Origin of the sequence: Erwinia pyrifoliae DSM 12163, from assembly GCF_000026985.1 — a bacterium.
Taxonomy (GTDB): domain Bacteria; phylum Pseudomonadota; class Gammaproteobacteria; order Enterobacterales; family Enterobacteriaceae; genus Erwinia; species Erwinia pyrifoliae.
Genome location: NC_017390.1, coordinates 1,232,246 through 1,250,008, shown reverse-complemented (window position 1 = coordinate 1,250,008; position 17,763 = coordinate 1,232,246). Strand labels below are relative to the sequence as shown.

The 17,763-nt window shown below is 55.2% G+C and carries 12 protein-coding genes; 8 read left to right on the top strand and 4 right to left on the bottom strand.

Annotated features, from left to right (window positions below; translation table 11 throughout):
- Nucleotides 1-148 precede the first annotated feature (148 nt).
- Complete coding sequence (purM, locus tag EPYR_RS05570) at nt 149-1,189, top strand: phosphoribosylformylglycinamidine cyclo-ligase (RefSeq protein ID WP_012667431.1); 1,041 nt, start codon at nt 149-151, stop codon at nt 1,187-1,189.
- Nucleotides 1,186-1,824: a phosphoribosylglycinamide formyltransferase gene (gene purN / locus EPYR_RS05565; protein ID WP_012667430.1), complete on the top strand. Its 639-nt coding sequence runs from the start codon at nt 1,186-1,188 to the stop codon at nt 1,822-1,824. Before purM ends, purN begins: the two co-directional genes overlap by 4 nt.
- Nucleotides 1,825-1,885: 61 nt before the next feature.
- Here the strand turns inward: purN and pstB are convergent, their stop codons facing one another.
- From pstB to EPYR_RS05550, 3 genes are read right to left on the bottom strand one after another with little or no spacing between them, the layout of a single operon-like run.
- A complete protein-coding gene (pstB, locus tag EPYR_RS05560; RefSeq protein WP_012667429.1) occupies nt 1,886-2,662 on the bottom strand; it encodes a phosphate ABC transporter ATP-binding protein PstB in 777 nt (258 codons plus the stop codon).
- Nucleotides 2,663-2,675: 13 nt separating this feature from the next.
- Nucleotides 2,676-4,325: a phosphate ABC transporter permease PstA gene (gene pstA, locus EPYR_RS05555; RefSeq protein ID WP_012667428.1), complete on the bottom strand. Its 1,650-nt coding sequence runs from the start codon at nt 4,323-4,325 to the stop codon at nt 2,676-2,678.
- Entirely contained in the window at nt 4,322-6,478 is a 2,157-nt protein-coding gene (locus EPYR_RS05550; protein WP_012667427.1) for an ABC transporter permease subunit, read from the bottom strand. The genes pstA and EPYR_RS05550 overlap by 4 nt, the downstream gene beginning before the upstream one ends.
- Before the next feature lie 144 nt (nt 6,479-6,622).
- On the opposite strand from EPYR_RS05550, the gene ppk1 reads away from it, so the two are divergent.
- From ppk1 to tehB, 3 genes are all read left to right on the top strand, one after another.
- Nucleotides 6,623-8,683: a polyphosphate kinase 1 gene (gene ppk1, locus EPYR_RS05545; protein ID WP_012667426.1), complete on the top strand. Its 2,061-nt coding sequence runs from the start codon at nt 6,623-6,625 to the stop codon at nt 8,681-8,683.
- Between the two features lie 5 nt (nt 8,684-8,688).
- Nucleotides 8,689-10,215, top strand: coding sequence for an exopolyphosphatase (gene ppx, locus EPYR_RS05540; RefSeq protein ID WP_012667425.1), 1,527 nt, complete (start codon nt 8,689-8,691; stop codon nt 10,213-10,215).
- A 91-nt stretch (nt 10,216-10,306) separates the two neighbouring features.
- Entirely contained in the window at nt 10,307-10,939 is a 633-nt protein-coding gene (gene tehB, locus EPYR_RS05535; RefSeq protein WP_014538687.1) for a tellurite resistance methyltransferase TehB, read from the top strand.
- On the opposite strand, the gene EPYR_RS05530 is transcribed toward tehB, so the two are convergent.
- On the bottom strand, nt 10,929-13,178 hold the full coding sequence (locus EPYR_RS05530; RefSeq protein WP_012667423.1) for a sensor domain-containing phosphodiesterase: 2,250 nt from the start codon (nt 13,176-13,178) through the stop codon (nt 10,929-10,931). The two genes, tehB and EPYR_RS05530, sit on opposite strands and share 11 nt — an antisense overlap.
- A 546-nt stretch (nt 13,179-13,724) precedes the next feature.
- Here EPYR_RS05530 and mgtE point away from each other — a divergent pair.
- From mgtE to denD, 3 genes are all read left to right on the top strand, one after another.
- Nucleotides 13,725-15,161, top strand: a complete 1,437-nt coding sequence (gene mgtE, locus EPYR_RS05525) for a magnesium transporter (protein WP_012667422.1) — start codon at nt 13,725-13,727, stop codon at nt 15,159-15,161.
- 234 nt (nt 15,162-15,395) lie between these two features.
- Entirely contained in the window at nt 15,396-16,715 is a 1,320-nt protein-coding gene (locus EPYR_RS05520; protein WP_012667421.1) for an MFS transporter, read from the top strand.
- A gap of 17 nt (nt 16,716-16,732) precedes the next feature.
- Nucleotides 16,733-17,701 (top strand): D-erythronate dehydrogenase, encoded by a 969-nt coding sequence (denD, locus tag EPYR_RS05515; protein ID WP_012667420.1) that lies wholly within the window; start codon nt 16,733-16,735, stop codon nt 17,699-17,701.
- Nucleotides 17,702-17,763: the final 62 nt, after the last annotated feature.

The window sequence follows — 17,763 nt, the reverse complement described above, 5'->3', positions numbered from 1 at the left end:
TTCTGCCCGGCATTGATAAGGATCGCCTGGAAACGGGCTATCCGCAACTTGTGGACAGATGGTACTCGCAAACGTTTGCCTGCGCTGATAGAATTGCCGCGCTCTTTTTTAACACCACACCAACCGCAAACCGCGTGGGGATTTCGCAGTGACCGACAAAACCTCTCTCAGCTATAAAGACGCCGGCGTAGATATCGATGCGGGTAATGCTTTAGTCGACCGTATCAAAGGCGTAGTGAAAAAGACTCGTCGCCCGGAAGTGATGGGTGGCCTGGGCGGTTTCGGTGCCCTTTGCGCCCTGCCGCAAAAATATCGTGAACCGATTCTGGTTTCCGGTACTGATGGCGTCGGCACCAAGCTGCGTCTGGCGATGGATCTGAAACGCCACGATGCCATTGGTATCGATCTGGTTGCCATGTGCGTAAACGATCTGGTGGTATCAGGCGCTGAACCGCTGTTTTTCCTCGATTATTATGCGACCGGCAAGCTCGACGTTGACACGGCTGCCAGCGTGATCGCCGGCATCGCTGAAGGCTGCTCGCAGTCCGGCTGTGCGCTGGTCGGCGGCGAAACGGCTGAAATGCCGGGCATGTACCACGGCGAAGATTACGATGTGGCCGGCTTTTGCGTTGGCGTGGTGGAGAAATCAGAGATTATCGACGGCAGCAAAGTGGCTGAAGGCGATGTCCTGATCGCCCTCGGCTCCAGTGGCCCACACTCTAACGGCTACTCGCTGGTACGCAAAATTCTGGCATTCAGCAACACTGACCCGCAAACCACCCAGCTGGAAGGTAAGCCGCTGGCGGACCATCTGCTGGCACCTACGCGCATCTATGTGAAGAACATCCTCAGCCTGATTGAGCAAGTGGACGTGCACGCCATTGCCCACCTGACCGGCGGCGGTTTCTGGGAGAATATCCCGCGCGTGCTGCCAGACAACACCCAGGCGGTACTGGAAGAGTCAAGCTGGGAGTGGCCAGCCGTCTTTAGCTGGATGCAGCAGGCCGGTAACGTCAGTCGCTTTGAGATGTACCGCACCTTTAACTGCGGCGTGGGTATGGTGATTGCCCTTAGCCCGGCGGAAGCGGACAAAGCGCTACAGCTGATGAACGATGCCGGTGAAAAGGCGTGGAAAATTGGCGTAATCAAAGCCTCCGACGCGGAAGAGCGCGTGGTGATTAACGCATGAAACGCATCGTCGTGCTGGTTTCCGGCAATGGAAGCAACTTACAGGCAATACTGGACGCCTGCCAGCAGGGGCGGATCGGCGGCAGGATAGCTGCCGTTTTCAGCAATAAAGCCGGGGCTTTTGCGCTGGAGCGTGCGCGCGCGGCCAACATTGCGGCTCACGCGCTGGCGGCGGCGCAATTCGCCGACCGCTGCGCTTTCGATCGTCAGCTAATGCTGGAAATAGACGCTTATTCGCCCGATCTGGTCGTACTGGCAGGCTATATGCGCATTCTCAGTGCGGAATTCGTTCAACGCTACGCCGGGCGCATGCTGAATATTCACCCTTCCCTGCTACCGAAATACCCGGGGCTGCATACCCATCGCCAGGCGATTGAAAATGGCGATGAAGAGCACGGCACCTCGGTGCATTTTGTCACTGAACAGCTGGACGGTGGCCCGGTGATCCTCCAGGCGAAAGTTCCGGTGTTCAGCGATGACACAGAAGACGATATCGCTGCGCGCGTGCAGCATCAGGAGCATGCCATCTACCCGCTGGTGGTGAGCTGGTTCGTGGACGGACGCCTGGCCATGCGCGATGGCGCAGCCTGGCTGGATGGCCAGCGGCTGCCCACCAACGGGCACGCTGTCGGCTAAGCGCGGCAACCGAAACCGGGGCCGAACCTGCATGCAGGGTTGCCATCGGTTTCTTAGCGCATCAGCCATACCTTCCGGTAATATAATCCTCCGTACGGCGCTGGCGTGGTGCGGTAAACAGCGTATCGGTCAGACCAAATTCCACTACCCGGCCCTGGTGCATAAACGCGGTATAGTCAGATACGCGCGCCGCCTGCTGCATATTGTGCGTGACCAGGATCAGGGTGAAATGCTGTTTCAGCGTGGTCATCAATTCTTCAATTACCAGCGTGGCAATCGGGTCAAGCGCCGACGTTGGCTCATCCAGCAGCAGGATTTCCGACTCTATGGCGATAGCGCGGGCTATAACCAGCCGCTGCTGCTGCCCGCTGGAGAGCGTCAGGGCGTTCTGCCACAAATTGTCTTTCACCTCTGCCCATAGCGCCGCAGCCCGCAGCGCCCGCTCGGCTGCTTCATCCAGCACGCGCTTGTCACGCACGCCCTGTAAACGGAGGCCGTACACCACGTTGTCATAGATGGACTTGGCAAAGGGATTTGGCCGCTGAAACACCATGCCAACCCGGCGGCGCAGCGCGCAGAGATCCTGCCCGGACGCCAGAATGGAGTGCTGCTGCAGACGGATATCCCCGCTAATGCGGCAGCCGTCGATGGCATCGTTCATGCGGTTGAAGCAGCGTAACAGCGTCGACTTACCGCAGCCGGAAGGGCCGATCAGTGCGGTGATGCGGTTTGCAGGCAACTGCAGGCTGATGTTGTTTAATGCCTGTTTTTCGCCATACCATAAGTTCAGGTTGTCCAGTTCCAGCGCGGTATTCACATCATTTAAGGTGATTGCCATAAAAAGTCCCGTGTTAAAGCATCAGCGCACGGCAGCGCTCGCGCAGACGATGGCGCAATATCATCGCCATCAGGTTTAACCCCAATATCAGTAATACCAGCAGCAGCGCGGTGGCAAACACCAGCGGACGATCGGCTTCAGCATTGGGGCTTTGGAAAGCCAGATCGTAGATCTGAAACCCGAGATGCATAAACTTACGATCGAGATGTAAATACGGGAACAGCGCATCCACCGGCAGTTCCGGCACCTTTTTGACGACGCCAACCAGCATCAGCGGTGCGGTTTCCCCGGCAGCGCGCGCTACCGCCAGAATCAGCCCGGTTAGCATGGCAGGCGCAGCCAGCGGCAGCGTAATATGCCACAGGGTTTCCGCCTGTGTTGCCCCCAATGCCAGCGAACCCTGGCGTAGCGAGGGAGGAATGCGCGACAGCCCCTCTTCGGTGGCCACAATCACCACCGGCAAGGTTAACAGGGCCAGCGTCAGCGAAGCCCAGAGCAGCCCGGGCGTACCAAAGGTGGGGTTCGGCAGCCTGGCGGTGAAAAACAGACGGTCAATGCTGCCGCCCATCAACCAGACAAAGAAACCGAGACCGAATACGCCATAAACAATTGAGGGGACGCCAGCAAGGTTAACCACCGCGATGCGTACCAGCCGGGTTAACAGATTGCTGCCGGCATATTCGTGCAGCCAGATTGCCGCCACCACGCCAAGCGGCATCACCACTACGGACATCAGCAGTACCATCAGTATGGTGCCAAAAATGGCCGGGAATACCCCGCCATCACCGAAACTCTCGTATGCTGAATCACTGACAAAATGCCACAGCTGGTGAGCAAAATGTCGCCACTTCCCCCCGGCACTCATGGCATTCGGCTGCCATGCAGCGACGATCTGCGCCAGCGGTATCTGGTGCCTTTCTCCGCCGGCATCGCGCAGCACCAGTACGGTATTGTGACTTTCCTGATTTAATGCTGCCAGACTGGACGACTGGTGTGCAAACTGGCGCTGCAGCTCGGCGCGATCCGCTTCATAAGCTGACTGCTGTTCCGGCGTGTAGCGCTGGTCGTTGCGCTGCTGCTGTCTTTTCTGTTCCAGCTCTTCCATCTGCGCATTAAGTCGTGCCATCTCGACCTGGCGCAGCGTTTCTGCTTCTTTGAGGTGCTCATGAGTCTGCGTCAAACGCTGCTGCAAGGTTTGAAAAAGGTTATGCGCGGTCAACGGATGCCGGTCTTCCAGCAAACCTTCGAACCAGCCGTACGCGTTGCCGCCAGCACGTCGCTGCAACACAATGACCTGCTTCGGCAACTGCTGGTGTAGGATCTCGCTGGAAAGCAGCGGGCGAAAATCCGTGCCATTGAAATCGCGGTTACCGGTTTTAATCAGATAGCGTGTGACGCTTTCCGGCATGCCGGCCGGTAAAAGCGGGCCGCTGGACTGCAATTGCTGGCGAGAAACCTGCTGCTCTGCGGCGATCTCCCCTAACATCTGCACCTGTCCGTTCGGGGTTTGCAGGGTGAACAGCACCAGCGGCTGTGGCCAGAAATAGCGTAACCCCTGCCAGGCCAGCAGCACAATCAGCAGCAGGAAAGCCAGCAGACTAACGGCCACCGCTCCGGCGGTAAGCCAGCGCCAGCGGTGATTACGCGCAGCCGCACCTTTCATCCTTGCTGCTCCTGCTGACTATAGCGCCGTCGCAGACGCTGGCGCACCAGCTCGGCAAGGGTATTGATCACCAGGGTGAAGACCAACAGCACCAGCGCAGACAAGAACAACAAGCGATAGTGAGCGCTTCCTGCTGCCGCTTCCGGCATTTCCACCGCGACATTGGCAGCCAGCGAGCGTAAGCCTGCAAACAGCCCGCCATCGGTTACCGGGGTGTTCCCGCTGGCCATCAGCACGATCATGGTTTCTCCTATTGCCCGGCCAAAGCCAATCATCAGGGCGGCAAAAATACCCGAGGATGCTGCGGGTAGCACCACCCGGGTCAGCGTTTGCCAGGGGGTTGCACCCAGCGCCAGCGAGCCTTGCCCCAGCGAGGCGGGCACGCTGAAGATGGCATCTTCGGCAAGGGTGAATACCAGCGGCACCAGGGCAAAGCCCATCGCCACCCCGGCCACCAACAGATTACGCTGCGGGTAATCGGTGCTGAAACGCTCCGCCAGTCCCTGTCCCCATAAAGCATGCTCCAGCAGCGGGATCGCCCACAGTGAAATAAAGGCGCTTAGCAACAACAACGGCATCAGCAGCAGCACTTCGCCACCTTCTGCACGCCAGCGCTTTTGCCAAACCGGCGGTAACTTTTGCCGCGTCCAGCTACACAACAGAAGCACTGATGCCAGTATCAGCGGTAATAACAGTACGCCGGACAGGCGGTCGGCTATTTTCGGAGCCAGCCACAAACCCGCAATAAGCCCAATGACCACGCCCGGCAGCGCCCCCATCATTTCAATGGCGGGTTTCACCCAGCGCCTCAGGCCCGGCGTCATAAACCAGGCCGTATACATGGCGGCTGCCAGCGCCAGCGGCGTGGCAAATAACATGGCCAGACCCGCCGCTTTTAATGTCCCCACCACCATCGGTAGCAGGCTAAATTTTCCCTGGTAATCGTCATTGGCGGAGGTCGCCTGCCAGACATATTCGGGTTCAGGATAGTTTTCATACCAGACTTTTTGCCACAGGCTGCGCCAGCTGACGTCCGGCCACGGATTGTCCAGCCGGTAGTGCTGCCAGGCTCCTGCCCGTTCCACCAGCAGCCCGTCACCTTCCGGGGCGAACTGCACCATCAGCACGCCTGGCTCCAGTTGACGGCGGAGGATCGCTCCCTGCTGCTTGCTGGCAAACAGTTTGAGTTCCCCCTGTGGGCTGAGGGTGGCGAAGACGCGACGGTGAGGTTCAGTCACCATCAAAGGTTGCCATTGCGCACCGGCGAAGTCGCGGATAAAGCGCAACCGTGGTTGCGCGGTGCTGGCAATATCGAACCACTGCCCAATGCCGCGATCGTCGGCTATCAGTAGTGAAGCGCCACCGCTCAGTAACCTCAGGCCTGCAGGCTTTTCTGCCAAATTCAGCGCCTCACGCAGCTTGGGTTGGCCGCTGCCAAGCAGCCATACGCTTAGCTGCGTGCCGGACAGCGTGTACAGCTTGCCGCCGTCGGGCGAGAATAGCAGTTGATCCACCCCGCTGATATTCAGCCGGTATTGCAAAGCAGGCTGCCGTGCCTGCAACTGCCACAAAGCGATATGATCGGGGGTTGCCAGTGCGACCTGCCAGCGGTTTTCGGCGCTCTGCGTGATGGCAAAATGGTGGATGTGCTCTTCCCCACTGCTCAGTGGCACATCGCCAAGCGGGTATTGCCAGCGCGGTTCCGCGCCTGACGTGAAGTCCGGTTGCACCACCACCATCGCCCCGCGTTCTGAAAGCAGCAACACGCTTTGATTATCCATGCTGACGCTGGCCCTGATGCTGCCACGCAGTAACGTTAAGGCCGCAGAAGGCGGTTCAGCATTGAGCGGCACAAAACGCCCGCTGCCTTGATTATCGATACGCCAGCCCCATTTTTGCTGGCGATCCATGCCCATGGCTATCGCCGCATCGCTTTGCCACAGTTTGATCGGGTTATCCGCCCGCAGACCGGGAGCGATAAATAGCGGCACCACCACCCAGACCAGCCAGAATAGCAACAGCATCATGACCAGTAAGATGGCCATCCCGCACGCGGTCACTACGCGCCGCGTCAACCTTTCGATGATGCGGCGACGCCCGGCGTTGTCGTCAACGGGGATTGGGCGGTCAGTCATCTCTGCGCGGATTTCCATGGTGATTCAAAACCGTTATGTTGCCCGTATGTGATTAATAAGACAATCAACATTCACCGAGCGTTGGACAATGCTGCCATACTGTCGCCATAATGTTTCAGGATAATGGCTACCCAATATCCTGAATCAGCGAACGGAGTAAAAATGGGTCAGGAAAAGCTGTATATAGAAAAAGAGTTGAGTTGGTTATCCTTTAATGAGCGCGTATTGCAGGAAGCGGCTGATAAAACCAACCCGCTGATTGAACGTATGCGCTTTCTCGGTATCTATTCCAATAACCTGGAAGAGTTCTACAAAGTCCGTTTTGCTGACCTGAAGCGTCGCATTCTTATCGGCGAAGAACAGGGAATTCCGGGTACTCCACGTCATTTGCTGAAGAAAATTCAGGCGCGGGTTCTGAAAGCCGATCGGGAGTTTGACGGCCTTTACAACGATCTGCTGTTAGAAATGGCGCGTAACCAGATTTTCCTGATCAACGAACGTCAGCTTTCTCCTAATCAGCAGAGCTGGCTGCGTCATTACTTCAAACATCATCTGCGCCAGCACATCACCCCGATCCTGATTAACCATGACACCGATTTAATCGAGTTTCTCAAGGACGATTACACCTATCTGGCGGTAGAGATTATTCGCGGAGCAGAGATAAACTACGCGCTGCTGGAGATCCCGTCGGATAAAGTGCCGCGTTTCGTCAACCTGCCGCCGGAGACGCCGCGCCGCAGAAAGCCGATGATCCTGCTGGATAATATTCTGCGTTACTGCCTGGGCGATATTTTCCGTGGCTTTTTCGATTACGACGCGCTGAACGCCTATTCGATGAAAATGACGCGTGATGCCGAATACGACCTGGTCACTGAAATGGAATCCAGCCTGCTGGAGTTAATGTCGTCCAGCCTGAAGCAGCGCCTGACCGCCGAACCGGTGCGCTTTGTCTATCAGCGCGATATGCCGGATGCGATGGTGGAGCTGCTGCGTAACAAGCTGAACATCTCCAATTATGACTCTATCGTGCCCGGTGGGCGTTATCATAACTTCAAAGACTTTATTACTTTCCCCAACGTTGGCAAAGCCAACCTGGTGAACAAGCCGCTGCCGCAGCTGCGCCATATCTGGTTCGACCGTTTTCGCAACGGATTTGACGCCATCCGCAACCGCGACGTGCTGCTCTATTACCCTTATCACACCTTCGAGCACGTACTGGAGCTGCTGCGCCAGGCCTCTTTCGACCCGGCAGTGCTGGCGATAAAAATCAATATTTACCGCGTTGCCAAGGATTCACGCATTATCGATGCGATGATCCACGCCGCCTACAACGGTAAGAAAGTGACGGTCGTCGTGGAGTTACAGGCGCGTTTCGATGAAGAGGCCAACATCCACTGGGCGAAACGCCTGACCGAAGCCGGAGTTCACGTCATCTTCTCGGCTCCGGGGCTGAAAATCCACGCCAAGCTGTTCCTGATTTCACGACGTGAAAACGGCGAAATCAACCGCTATGCGCACATCGGTACCGGTAACTTCAATGAAAAGACCGCACGGCTTTATACCGACTATTCGCTGCTGACCGCCGATGCACGTATCACCAATGAATTGCGGCGAGTATTTAACTTTATTGAAAACCCGTACCGCCCGGTGAGTTTCGAACATCTGATGGTGTCGCCACAGAATTCGCGCCAAATGCTATACCAGCTGATAGATAATGAAATTGCCAATGCGCAGCAGGGGTTATCCTCCGGGATCACGCTGAAAATCAACAACCTGGTTGATAAAGGCCTGGTGGATCGCCTGTACACCGCTTCCAGCGCTGGCGTTAAGGTCGAACTGGTGGTGCGCGGCATGTGCTCACTGATCCCCAATCTGGAAGGGATCAGTGATAATATCCGGGTGATCAGCATCGTTGACCGTTATCTGGAGCACGACCGCGTCTATATCTTTGATAACGGCGGCGACAAAAAAGTGTTTCTCTCTTCGGCAGACTGGATGACGCGCAACATTGACTATCGTATTGAAGTGGCCGTTGCCGTACTTGATCCCATTCTGAAACAGCGCATCATGGACATTATCGCCATCCTGATGAGTGATACGCTGAAAGCCCGTTTCGTCGATAAAGAGCTGAGCAACCGCTATGTACCGCGCGGTAATCGCCGTAAGGTGCGTTCGCAGCTGTCAATCTACGAGTACATTAAATCTCTTGAACAACCTGATTAATCACTATGCCAATTACCCCTAAAAGCACTGCCAAACCGCAGGAATTCGCAGCCATTGACCTGGGTTCGAACAGTTTCCACATGGTGATTGCCCGCGTGGTGGATGGCGCCATGCAGGTACTGGGACGCCTCAAGCAGCGCGTACATCTGGCGGACGGGCTGGACAGCAATAATGTGCTGAGCGAAGACGCGATTCAACGTGGTCTCGGCTGCCTGGCGTTATTTGCCGAACGCTTGCAAAGTTTCAGCCCGACAAACGTGACTATTGTCGGGACTCATACCCTGCGCGAAGCGGCAAATGCGCAAGAGTTTCTCCAGCGCGCAGCAGAGGTTATCCCCTATCCCATTGAAGTGATTTCGGGCAATGAAGAGGCGCGTCTGATCTTTATGGGCGTGGAGCATACCCAGCCGGAAAAAGGGCGCAAGCTGGTTATTGACATTGGCGGTGGTTCCACCGAATTGGTGATTGGTGAAGATTTCGAGCCGAAACTGGTCGAGAGCCGCCGTATGGGCTGCGTCAGTTTTGCCAATCTTTATTTCCCCAACGGCACGATCAGCAAAGAAAATTTTCGCCGTGCACGCCTTGCTGCGGTACAAAAACTGGAAACGCTGGCATGGCAGTATCGTCTGAAAGGTTGGCAGTTTGCGTTGGGCGCTTCCGGCACGATCAAAGCCGCCTGTGAAGTGCTGCAGGCGATGGGCGAGAAAGATAAGCTGATCACCCCTGAGCGCCTGCAGCTGCTCTATGACGAAGTGGTTAAATATAAATCCTTCGATGCCCTTAGTCTGCCGGGGCTGTCGGAAGAGCGCAAAAGGGTGTTCGTGCCGGGTCTGGCGATCCTGTGCGGCGTGTTTGATGCCCTTGCTATCCGCGAGCTGCGCCTTTCCGACGGCGCGCTGCGTGAAGGCGTGCTGTATGAAATGGAAGGCCGTTTCCGACATCAGGATATTCGCAGCCGTACGGCGCAAAGCCTGGCAAATCATTATGCCATCGACAGCGACCAGGCTCGTCGGGTGCTGGAAACCACCGAACAGCTCTACAGTCAGTGGCGCGACCAGAACGCCAGGCAGGCGAATCCGCAGCTGGGGGCGCTGTTAAAATGGGCAGCAATGCTGCATGAAGTGGGACTGACCATCAACCACAGCGGCATGCAGCGTCATTCGGCCTATATCCTGCAGAACACCAACATGCCCGGATTTAATCAGGATCAGCAGACGCTGCTGGCTACGCTGGTACGCTATCATCGTAAGGCCGTGAAAGTAGAAGATATGCCGCGCCTGACGCTGTTCAAGCGCAAGCAGTTCCTGCCAATGGTGTTTCTGTTACGCCTGGCTACGCTGCTCAACAACCAGCGCCAGGCCACCAGCAGGCCAGGTTACCTGCATCTGCACACCGATGAAGGTGACTGGACCCTGACCTTCCCGCGTGATTACTTTAGCCAGAACAATTTAGTTCAGCTGGATTTGGAACGCGAACAGAGTTACTGGAATGATGTAACCGGTTGGCAGCTTACCATCCGGGAAGAGGCTTAACCCGGCTCGATCAATTCACTGATGCCGACCACCTGTGGCGGCCACCGGGATCGTTCTGATACGTCGTTCATCCCGCAGCCGCAGCGCCACAATGACTGGAAATCACACACTGACGCTCATGAACCCACTCACCGATGGCGATTTTTACAAAAAATACTTACCTGATGCACCGCATCCGGAATTAACGGAGGCGTTGCCACGCATTGAAGGAGGCAGAGCACTTGACGTTGGCTGCGGTAGCGGGCGTAATTCGCTGTGGCTTAATAGCAAAGGCTTCGACGTCACGGCCTGGGATAATAACCCGGCCTGCCTTGCCCGGCTTGAGCAAATTATCACTGTCGGGGATCTGCGCGGGCTGCATACCGCCCGGCACGACCTCAATACGCTGCGCTTCAACGGTGCATATCACCTGGTGTTGGCGACGGCGGTGATGAAGTTCCTGCAGCCGGCAACCATTCCGCAGCTGATTGCGGATATGCAGGCCAGCACGGTGCGTGATGGTTATAACCTGATCGTGTCAGTGATGGACAGTCGGGACTATCCTTGCCGTGAGGACTTCTCTTTTACCTTTAAGTCCGGCGAACTCAGCCATTACTATCGCAAATGGCATATTGTGAAATACAATGAGCATGTCGGACAACTGCAGCGCAGCGGTGAAAACGGCCAGCGAATCCCTCTGCGCTTTGCGACCCTGTTGGCACAGAAAGCTAACGTCAAGGCCTGACTTCAGCATCTGCCTCTGTTTGAACGGGGGCCAGCTCCTGCAATGGTATTGGCATTCCGACCGCATCCCCCTGCAGGTAATCAACGCCCAGCCTACGCAGTTCGCCGGCGATCTCTTCCGTTTCAACGAACTCGGCGACGATCTGCATGCGCTTTAGTCGCGCCACCGCGCAGATAGAGACGATAATCTGATAGTCGAGGCTGTTATTCAGCATATTGCACACGAAGCTGCCGTCAATTTTCAACATATCAACCTGCACCCGTTTAAGGCGTGAATAGCTGGCATACCCCGTACCGAAGTCATCAATCGCCACCCGACAGCCCAGTTTCCGTAACTGAGCCAGTGAGCGGTTACCCCAGCTGTTATCGCTTAACATTGGCGACTCTTTCACCTCAATAATCAACTGCCAGGGTTCCACGCCATGAGCTTTAAGCCGGGAGGTAATTTCCTCCGTGAGCTGCGGTCGGCACAGCGAGGCAGCAAACAAATTGACAGCGAGACGAATGCCCGGTAACTGTTGACGATGACCATGAATAAATGTCAGTGCCTGCTCCAGCACCATGCGATCCACTTCCCAGGTCAGACCAAACTCTTGTACAACCGGTAAGAAACTGGCGGGTTTGATATATTCGCCCTGCGTGTTCACCATACGCAGCAAAATTTCATAGTAGTCATCACCCCGTACGCCGCAGATCTTTTGCGCCATCAGATGAAAACAACCGTTCTGCAACGCCAGTTTAATATCATGTAACATCATCAGCTTTTCAGTGACATGGCGCTGCACAGGAACATTCGCCGTTTGTTGCAGATTTACCGCATGACCATTGCGCAGTGACGTTTCGGCCAGGGCGCTCATTTCACCCAGCAGCTCATACAGATGCAGCACAGGCGTATTGACCGTACAGTAGCTGAGGCCGATATCGGGATGGATCGGCAGGCCGTCCCAGCTCAGGTGATAACTTTTTATTCGTGCTTCCAGCTCTTCAATTCGTGATTGCAGAACAGCATGATTCAGACGTATCACCAGGTCAAACCCGGGCAGCTGATAGATTGTCTCCCCGGCAAACAGATTAGGCCGCAGATAAATAGCAAGGCTGCGTTTGTACTGAATACGCAGCCGCAGCCCGTAAGTACGGCTTAAACGGTCAAGATCGGGAATACGTAGAAAACAGAGTGATGAGCAGGAAACGACCGCGAGATCCTTATTCAAGGCGCGCAAATTAGGCAGCCCGATAATCGGGTCGGTCATTGCCAGTTCTCTGGCGCGCACCAGCAGCTTACGCTGGCGGGTGCTGATGGCCGACATCAGCAAAATGGTTAGCGTAAAAACCAGCAGGTAAGCCGACATAACCAGCAGATTATAAGGCTCCATCGCCCCCAGATTCATAAAGCGGTCGCGTAGCTGGTAAAGAACAACCAGCAGTACGCCCCAGCTGATTGAGGTGAAATGATAACCAAAACGCAGCGCGGACCATAACATCAGCGGCAGCAGAAGTGGAAGACCGTACTCGGTCGTCAGCAAATTATCCTTACTGGCTTTGAACAAGGTCAGCATTATCAGTAATGTTGCCAGTAATACCAGCCACGTCAGCCATTCACGCCACGTCACTCCCCCGGCAATCTGGCGCTGACAGCGCGCCTTTAAAATCAGTAAAAAACGCGGGTTGCGTGACAGCCGTAGTAAGAAATAGAACAGTGGCACGGTCGCCAGCGAGGCCATCAGCAACGACTGATAATTAAGTAGCGTATGCAACGAGTAAGATTCATCAACCAGGATCGTATGGTGAAGAGGCAATATTCCCGTCGGTAGCGCCAGCTGGGCGAAAATAATAAACAAGGTGGGTATCACCAATACCAGCCAGATTAGTCGTACGCTGATCTGATTCAACTCACCCGGACTGACGTTCCAGCGGGTTTTGAGCTGTGTACGATAGCCCCACCAGCCCAGTGCCAGCGCAGTCATAAACATCGCAATAAGCACCAATCCCTGTAACACGCTGTAACGTCCGTAGAAGTGGAAGCATAAAGCCACGGCTATGCCGGGAAAAGAGCGCCAGTCAAACACCAGCATCATGGCAATCATCATAGCCATGGGTAAATAGATCAGGTAGACATAACCGTCGGAGATCCAAAGCCGCACCGACAAGGCAGAGGCTAATGGCATCAACAGTAGCGCGAGTAGCATCGGTAACCCCCACCAGCAGGTGGTAAATTTTTCCAGCATTCTCGTTTTTTTCATTGTTTTATCATTATTTAAGATTTTTATCTGCAGACTTTCACTATTGTAACCGACTATTGTATGGCATATTTATGAAAAGTGTTTATTAAATCTTGTCAGGATAAAAAGATGATCATCATTCAATCCCGTTCAGGTTAATTCCCAGTGATTCATACTTCACTCCCTTTTAGCAGTGCATGTCACCGGTCAGGGTGAGAAAATAACGCCTGTGCCGCAATGCATTATTGCCGTACGGATATACTACAGGAAATACTGCCGCAACAACGCTGTGTCATCCGGAATACGTCACAACCCCCTCGCCTTATCCGCGTTATCATGCTGGTCAGGGTTATTATTTTGCTGGGGCAGTTAATATCAGTTGTCCCGCAAGCTGTCCGGCATCACCAACAGAAATACTCTCATCGGTAATACCCACAAGCATCGTTATCGAAAAGCCATCATCAATGAAGGGCTTGCGAAACCGATGTTTTCATGACATTTGCTCACCCACTGCTGCCTGAATCAGTTAAGCTGTCACCTTCTTTTCTTCAGACAAAAGGATATTGCATGCCTTTAGCCCCTTCCCATGTCCAGCATTTGGCTGAAGTTCGCAGCCGCATTCTCAATCTGCTGCTATCTGATAAAGATCTTGTCGATACCCTGCTGGAGCGCCCGCGACGTGAATCCTCTGCAGAAGCAGACGTCCATCGTCAGCAGGTTGAGGAGATTAAGCAGACCTTACCCCTGCTACATGCCGCAGATATCGCCGACCTGCTGGAAGCCCTGCCCGAAGACGAACGCCTGGCACTTTGGCGGCTGGTAGGAAACGATCGCCGGGGCCATGTCCTGCTCGAAGCCTCAGAAAATGTCTGGGAGAGTCTGATTGAGGAGATGAGTGACCGCGATCTGCTGCGCGCCATCGAACCGCTCGACATCGACGAACAAGCCTGGCTGGCTAAATACCTGTCGCGCGATTTGACGGGGCGCTTGCTGACATCACTGGATCCGGCGCTACGCTCAAACGTGCTGGAGGTAATGGATTTCGATCGTGATCGCGTCGGCCGCATTATGGATTTCAAACTGGTGACGGTGCGCGCAGACGTGACGCTGGCAACCGTACAACGCTTTCTGCGGCGAAAAAAATCCATTCCCGATGGTACCGATAAGCTGTTTGTCACCAATAAAAACAATATGCTGCTGGGCGAGCTGCCGCTGACTGATATCCTGCTGAACACGCCGGATAAACGGGTAATGGAAGTGATGAACGATCGACCAACCAACTTCCTTATCGATGACAGAGCCGAAGATGCCGCCGGGGCGTTCGAGCGATACAACCTGATTTCAGCCGCCGTTATTGATGCCACAGGGAAACTGATGGGCCGCGTGACCATTGATGATGTCGTTGATTTAGTACACGAAGAGAACGACAGCAATATCCGTAAAATGGGCGGGGTGAATCCTGAAGAAGATGTTTTTGCCCCGGTCAGAAAATCGGTGCGCAACCGCTGGGCCTGGCTGGCAATTAACCTGTGCACCGCCTTTGTCGCTTCGCGGGTGATTGGCCTGTTTGAAAATACCATTTCGCAGCTGGTCGCACTGGCAACGCTGATGCCGATTGTTGCAGGGATTGGTGGCAACACCGGTAACCAGACGATTACGATGATCGTGCGGGCAATGGCGCTGCATCAGGTGGAGCCAGCTAACTTCTCATTTTTAGTCGGTCGTGAACTGGGCGTGGCGCTGATTAACGGCCTGTTCTGGGGAGGCGTGATGGGGGGCATCACCTGGGCGATGTATGGTAACCCGGCGCTCGGCGGCGTAATGATGCTGGCCATGTTGCTTAATCTGCTGCTGGCAGCGCTGATGGGCGTTCTGATCCCGCTGCTGATGATAAAAATGAAACGCGATCCGGCTGTTGGCTCCAGCGTACTGATTACCGCGCTTACCGATACTGGCGGCTTCTTTATCTTCCTCGGGCTGGCTACCCTCTTTCTTCTGCACTGAAGTTAACAACGTAACGCATCCGATTTAATTGATAACGGGCGTTATTGTTGTGATAGCGCTCCCGGAACATTCTCAACTGCCCGTATAGACTGCCTAAAACAACACAGACAGAGATAACTGCCCGCTTCTGTTGCCGCGAGATAGCGCTGCATGGTCACAGAAGCGGGTTGGCTACTGCCTGAAGAAGCCTGAAGAAAGGATGTCGCCCTACTCTCACTCAACCAAGGATGTCATATGCGTTCACCAACCGAGGCTCTCCCCCTGACTTGCCCGACGAGTGACATGGAAGAAAATGCATGGAGGCGCGCCACCTGGCGCATTTTACCCATCCTGACCGTCAGCTATATTTTCGCCTATCTCGACCGCATCAACGTCGGCATTGCCAAATTACAAATGTCCAGCGATCTCGCCTTTTCTGAAACCGTGTACGGGCTGGGTGCCGGGATCTTTTTTATCGGGTTTTTCTTTTTCCAGATCCCCAGCAATATGGTGCTACAGCGCGTTGGTGCGCGCCGTCTGCTGGCCGCGCTGCTGGTCTCTTGGGCAGCTATCGCCCCGCTCACAGCCCTGGTCGCCACGCCCTGGCAGTTTTATACGGTACGCTTTTTGCTCGGCCTGACCGAATCCGGTTTCTATCCTGGCGTGATCCTCTATCTTTCGCTCTGGTTCCCTTCATACCGGCGCGGCAAAATATTTGCCCTGTTTGCCGCCGCCGTGCCGCTATCAGGACTACTCGGTGGCCCGCTTTCGGGCGGGATTATGTCGTATTTCCACCATAGCCTGGGGCTGGCGGGCTGGCAGTGGCTGTTTATCATTCAGGGTACGCCGTCGTTGTTTATTGGGGCGCTGGTGTTCTGGCTACTGCCTGACCGCATAGAGCACGCCCACTGGCTGGATCAGAAAGAAAAGTCGTTACTGAACGCGCGTCTGAAGGAAGATACCGTACAGGATAGTGCCACCGAACAGGCAACATTGAACAGCGTATTGCGTAACGGCAAGCTGTGGCTGCTGGCGTTGATTTATTTTTGCCTGATTGCCGGTTTTTACACTGTCAGTTTCTGGCTACCCACCCTGGTGCATAACGCCGGGGTAGAGGATGTATTTAACGTCGGCTTGTTGACCGCAATCCCTTATGCTGCGGCAATTGTCACGATGATCGTGGCGGCGCGTAGTGCGGATAAACACCGCGAACGCCGCTGGCATCTGGCGATTATTGCCATCATCGGCGCTGCAGGTATGGTGATTTCGGCCCTTTACAGCGACAACCTGTGGCTGGCGATGTGTGGTCTGACGCTCGGTGCTGCGGGCAGCCTGAGCACTCTGCCGCTGTTCTGGAGCCTGCCAACCGCTTTCCTTGGTGGCTCCATGGCGGTGGTCGGCATCGCTCTGATTAACTCCATTGGTAATCTGGCTGGTTTTGTCGCCCCTTATCTGATGGGGTTACTCACTGACCTGACCCACTCGACGCTGAGCGGTATGGTAATTATCTCCTGCACGATGCTGGTCGGAACGGCGGCAATCTTTCTGATCCCCGGCCGTGTTGTCAACCGCTAGCAGCCACGAGGCATATTATGCATATCGTCATCACCGGCGCTGCCGGGTTACTGGGTAAAAAACTGGTGCAGGCACTGCTGGCAAAGGGTTCATTAACTCATCAGCAGGGGCAATTACAGGCGATTAAGCGCATCACCGCCGTTGATATCGTCGCGCTCAAGGGGGTCAGCGATCCGCGACTGAAGGTTGTCTGTAGTGATATCAGCCAAACGTCTGAACTGGAGAGGCTGATTGGCGATCGCACAGACAGCGTATTTCACCTGGCGGCGGTGGTCTCCGGCCAGGCGGAGCAGGACTTCGACCTGGGCATGAAAATCAACGTGGATGCCGCCCGCCATATTATGGATCGCCTGCGCCAGCTGCCGCAGCGCATCAGGCTGGTTACTACCAGTTCGGTGGCGGTATTTGGTGGCAGGCTACCGCACAAAGTGGCGGACGACCAGGTGTGGATGCCGCAGAGTTCCTACGGCACGCAGAAAGCGATAAATGACCTGCTGCTGGCGGATTACAGCCGCAGAGGCTTTATTGACGGACGCAGCCTGCGTATGCCAACGATTGTGGTGCGGCCGGGCAAACCCAATGCTGCCGCATCCAGTTTCGCCAGTAGCATTATCCGCGAACCGCTCAACGGTGAAGCGGCCAACTGTCCGGTAAGCCTGCAGACGCGCCTGTGGCTGATGTCACCGGCCAGAGCGGTACAGGCATTAATCCACGGCCACGAACTGGGCGGCAAACAGCTTGACCAGGGGCGAGTGATTAACCTGTGCGGTCTGTCGGTGACGGTAGCAGAGATGCTGGCATCGCTACAGCGCCTGTGCGGTGATAAAGTCGCATCACGCGTCAGCTTTCAACAAGAGCAGGCAATCGGGGATATCGTCAACTCCTGGCCCGGCGATTTTCATGCTGATTATGCTCGCAAACTGGGTTTCCAGGCTAACGCCTCATTTGATGAAATGATAAGCGAATATCTGACGGAATCTGCCTGAACGGCTGGACGATGCAAGGGGCGGCCTGGCGACAGAGCGCTCACTTTATCAAGCTTCAGCCC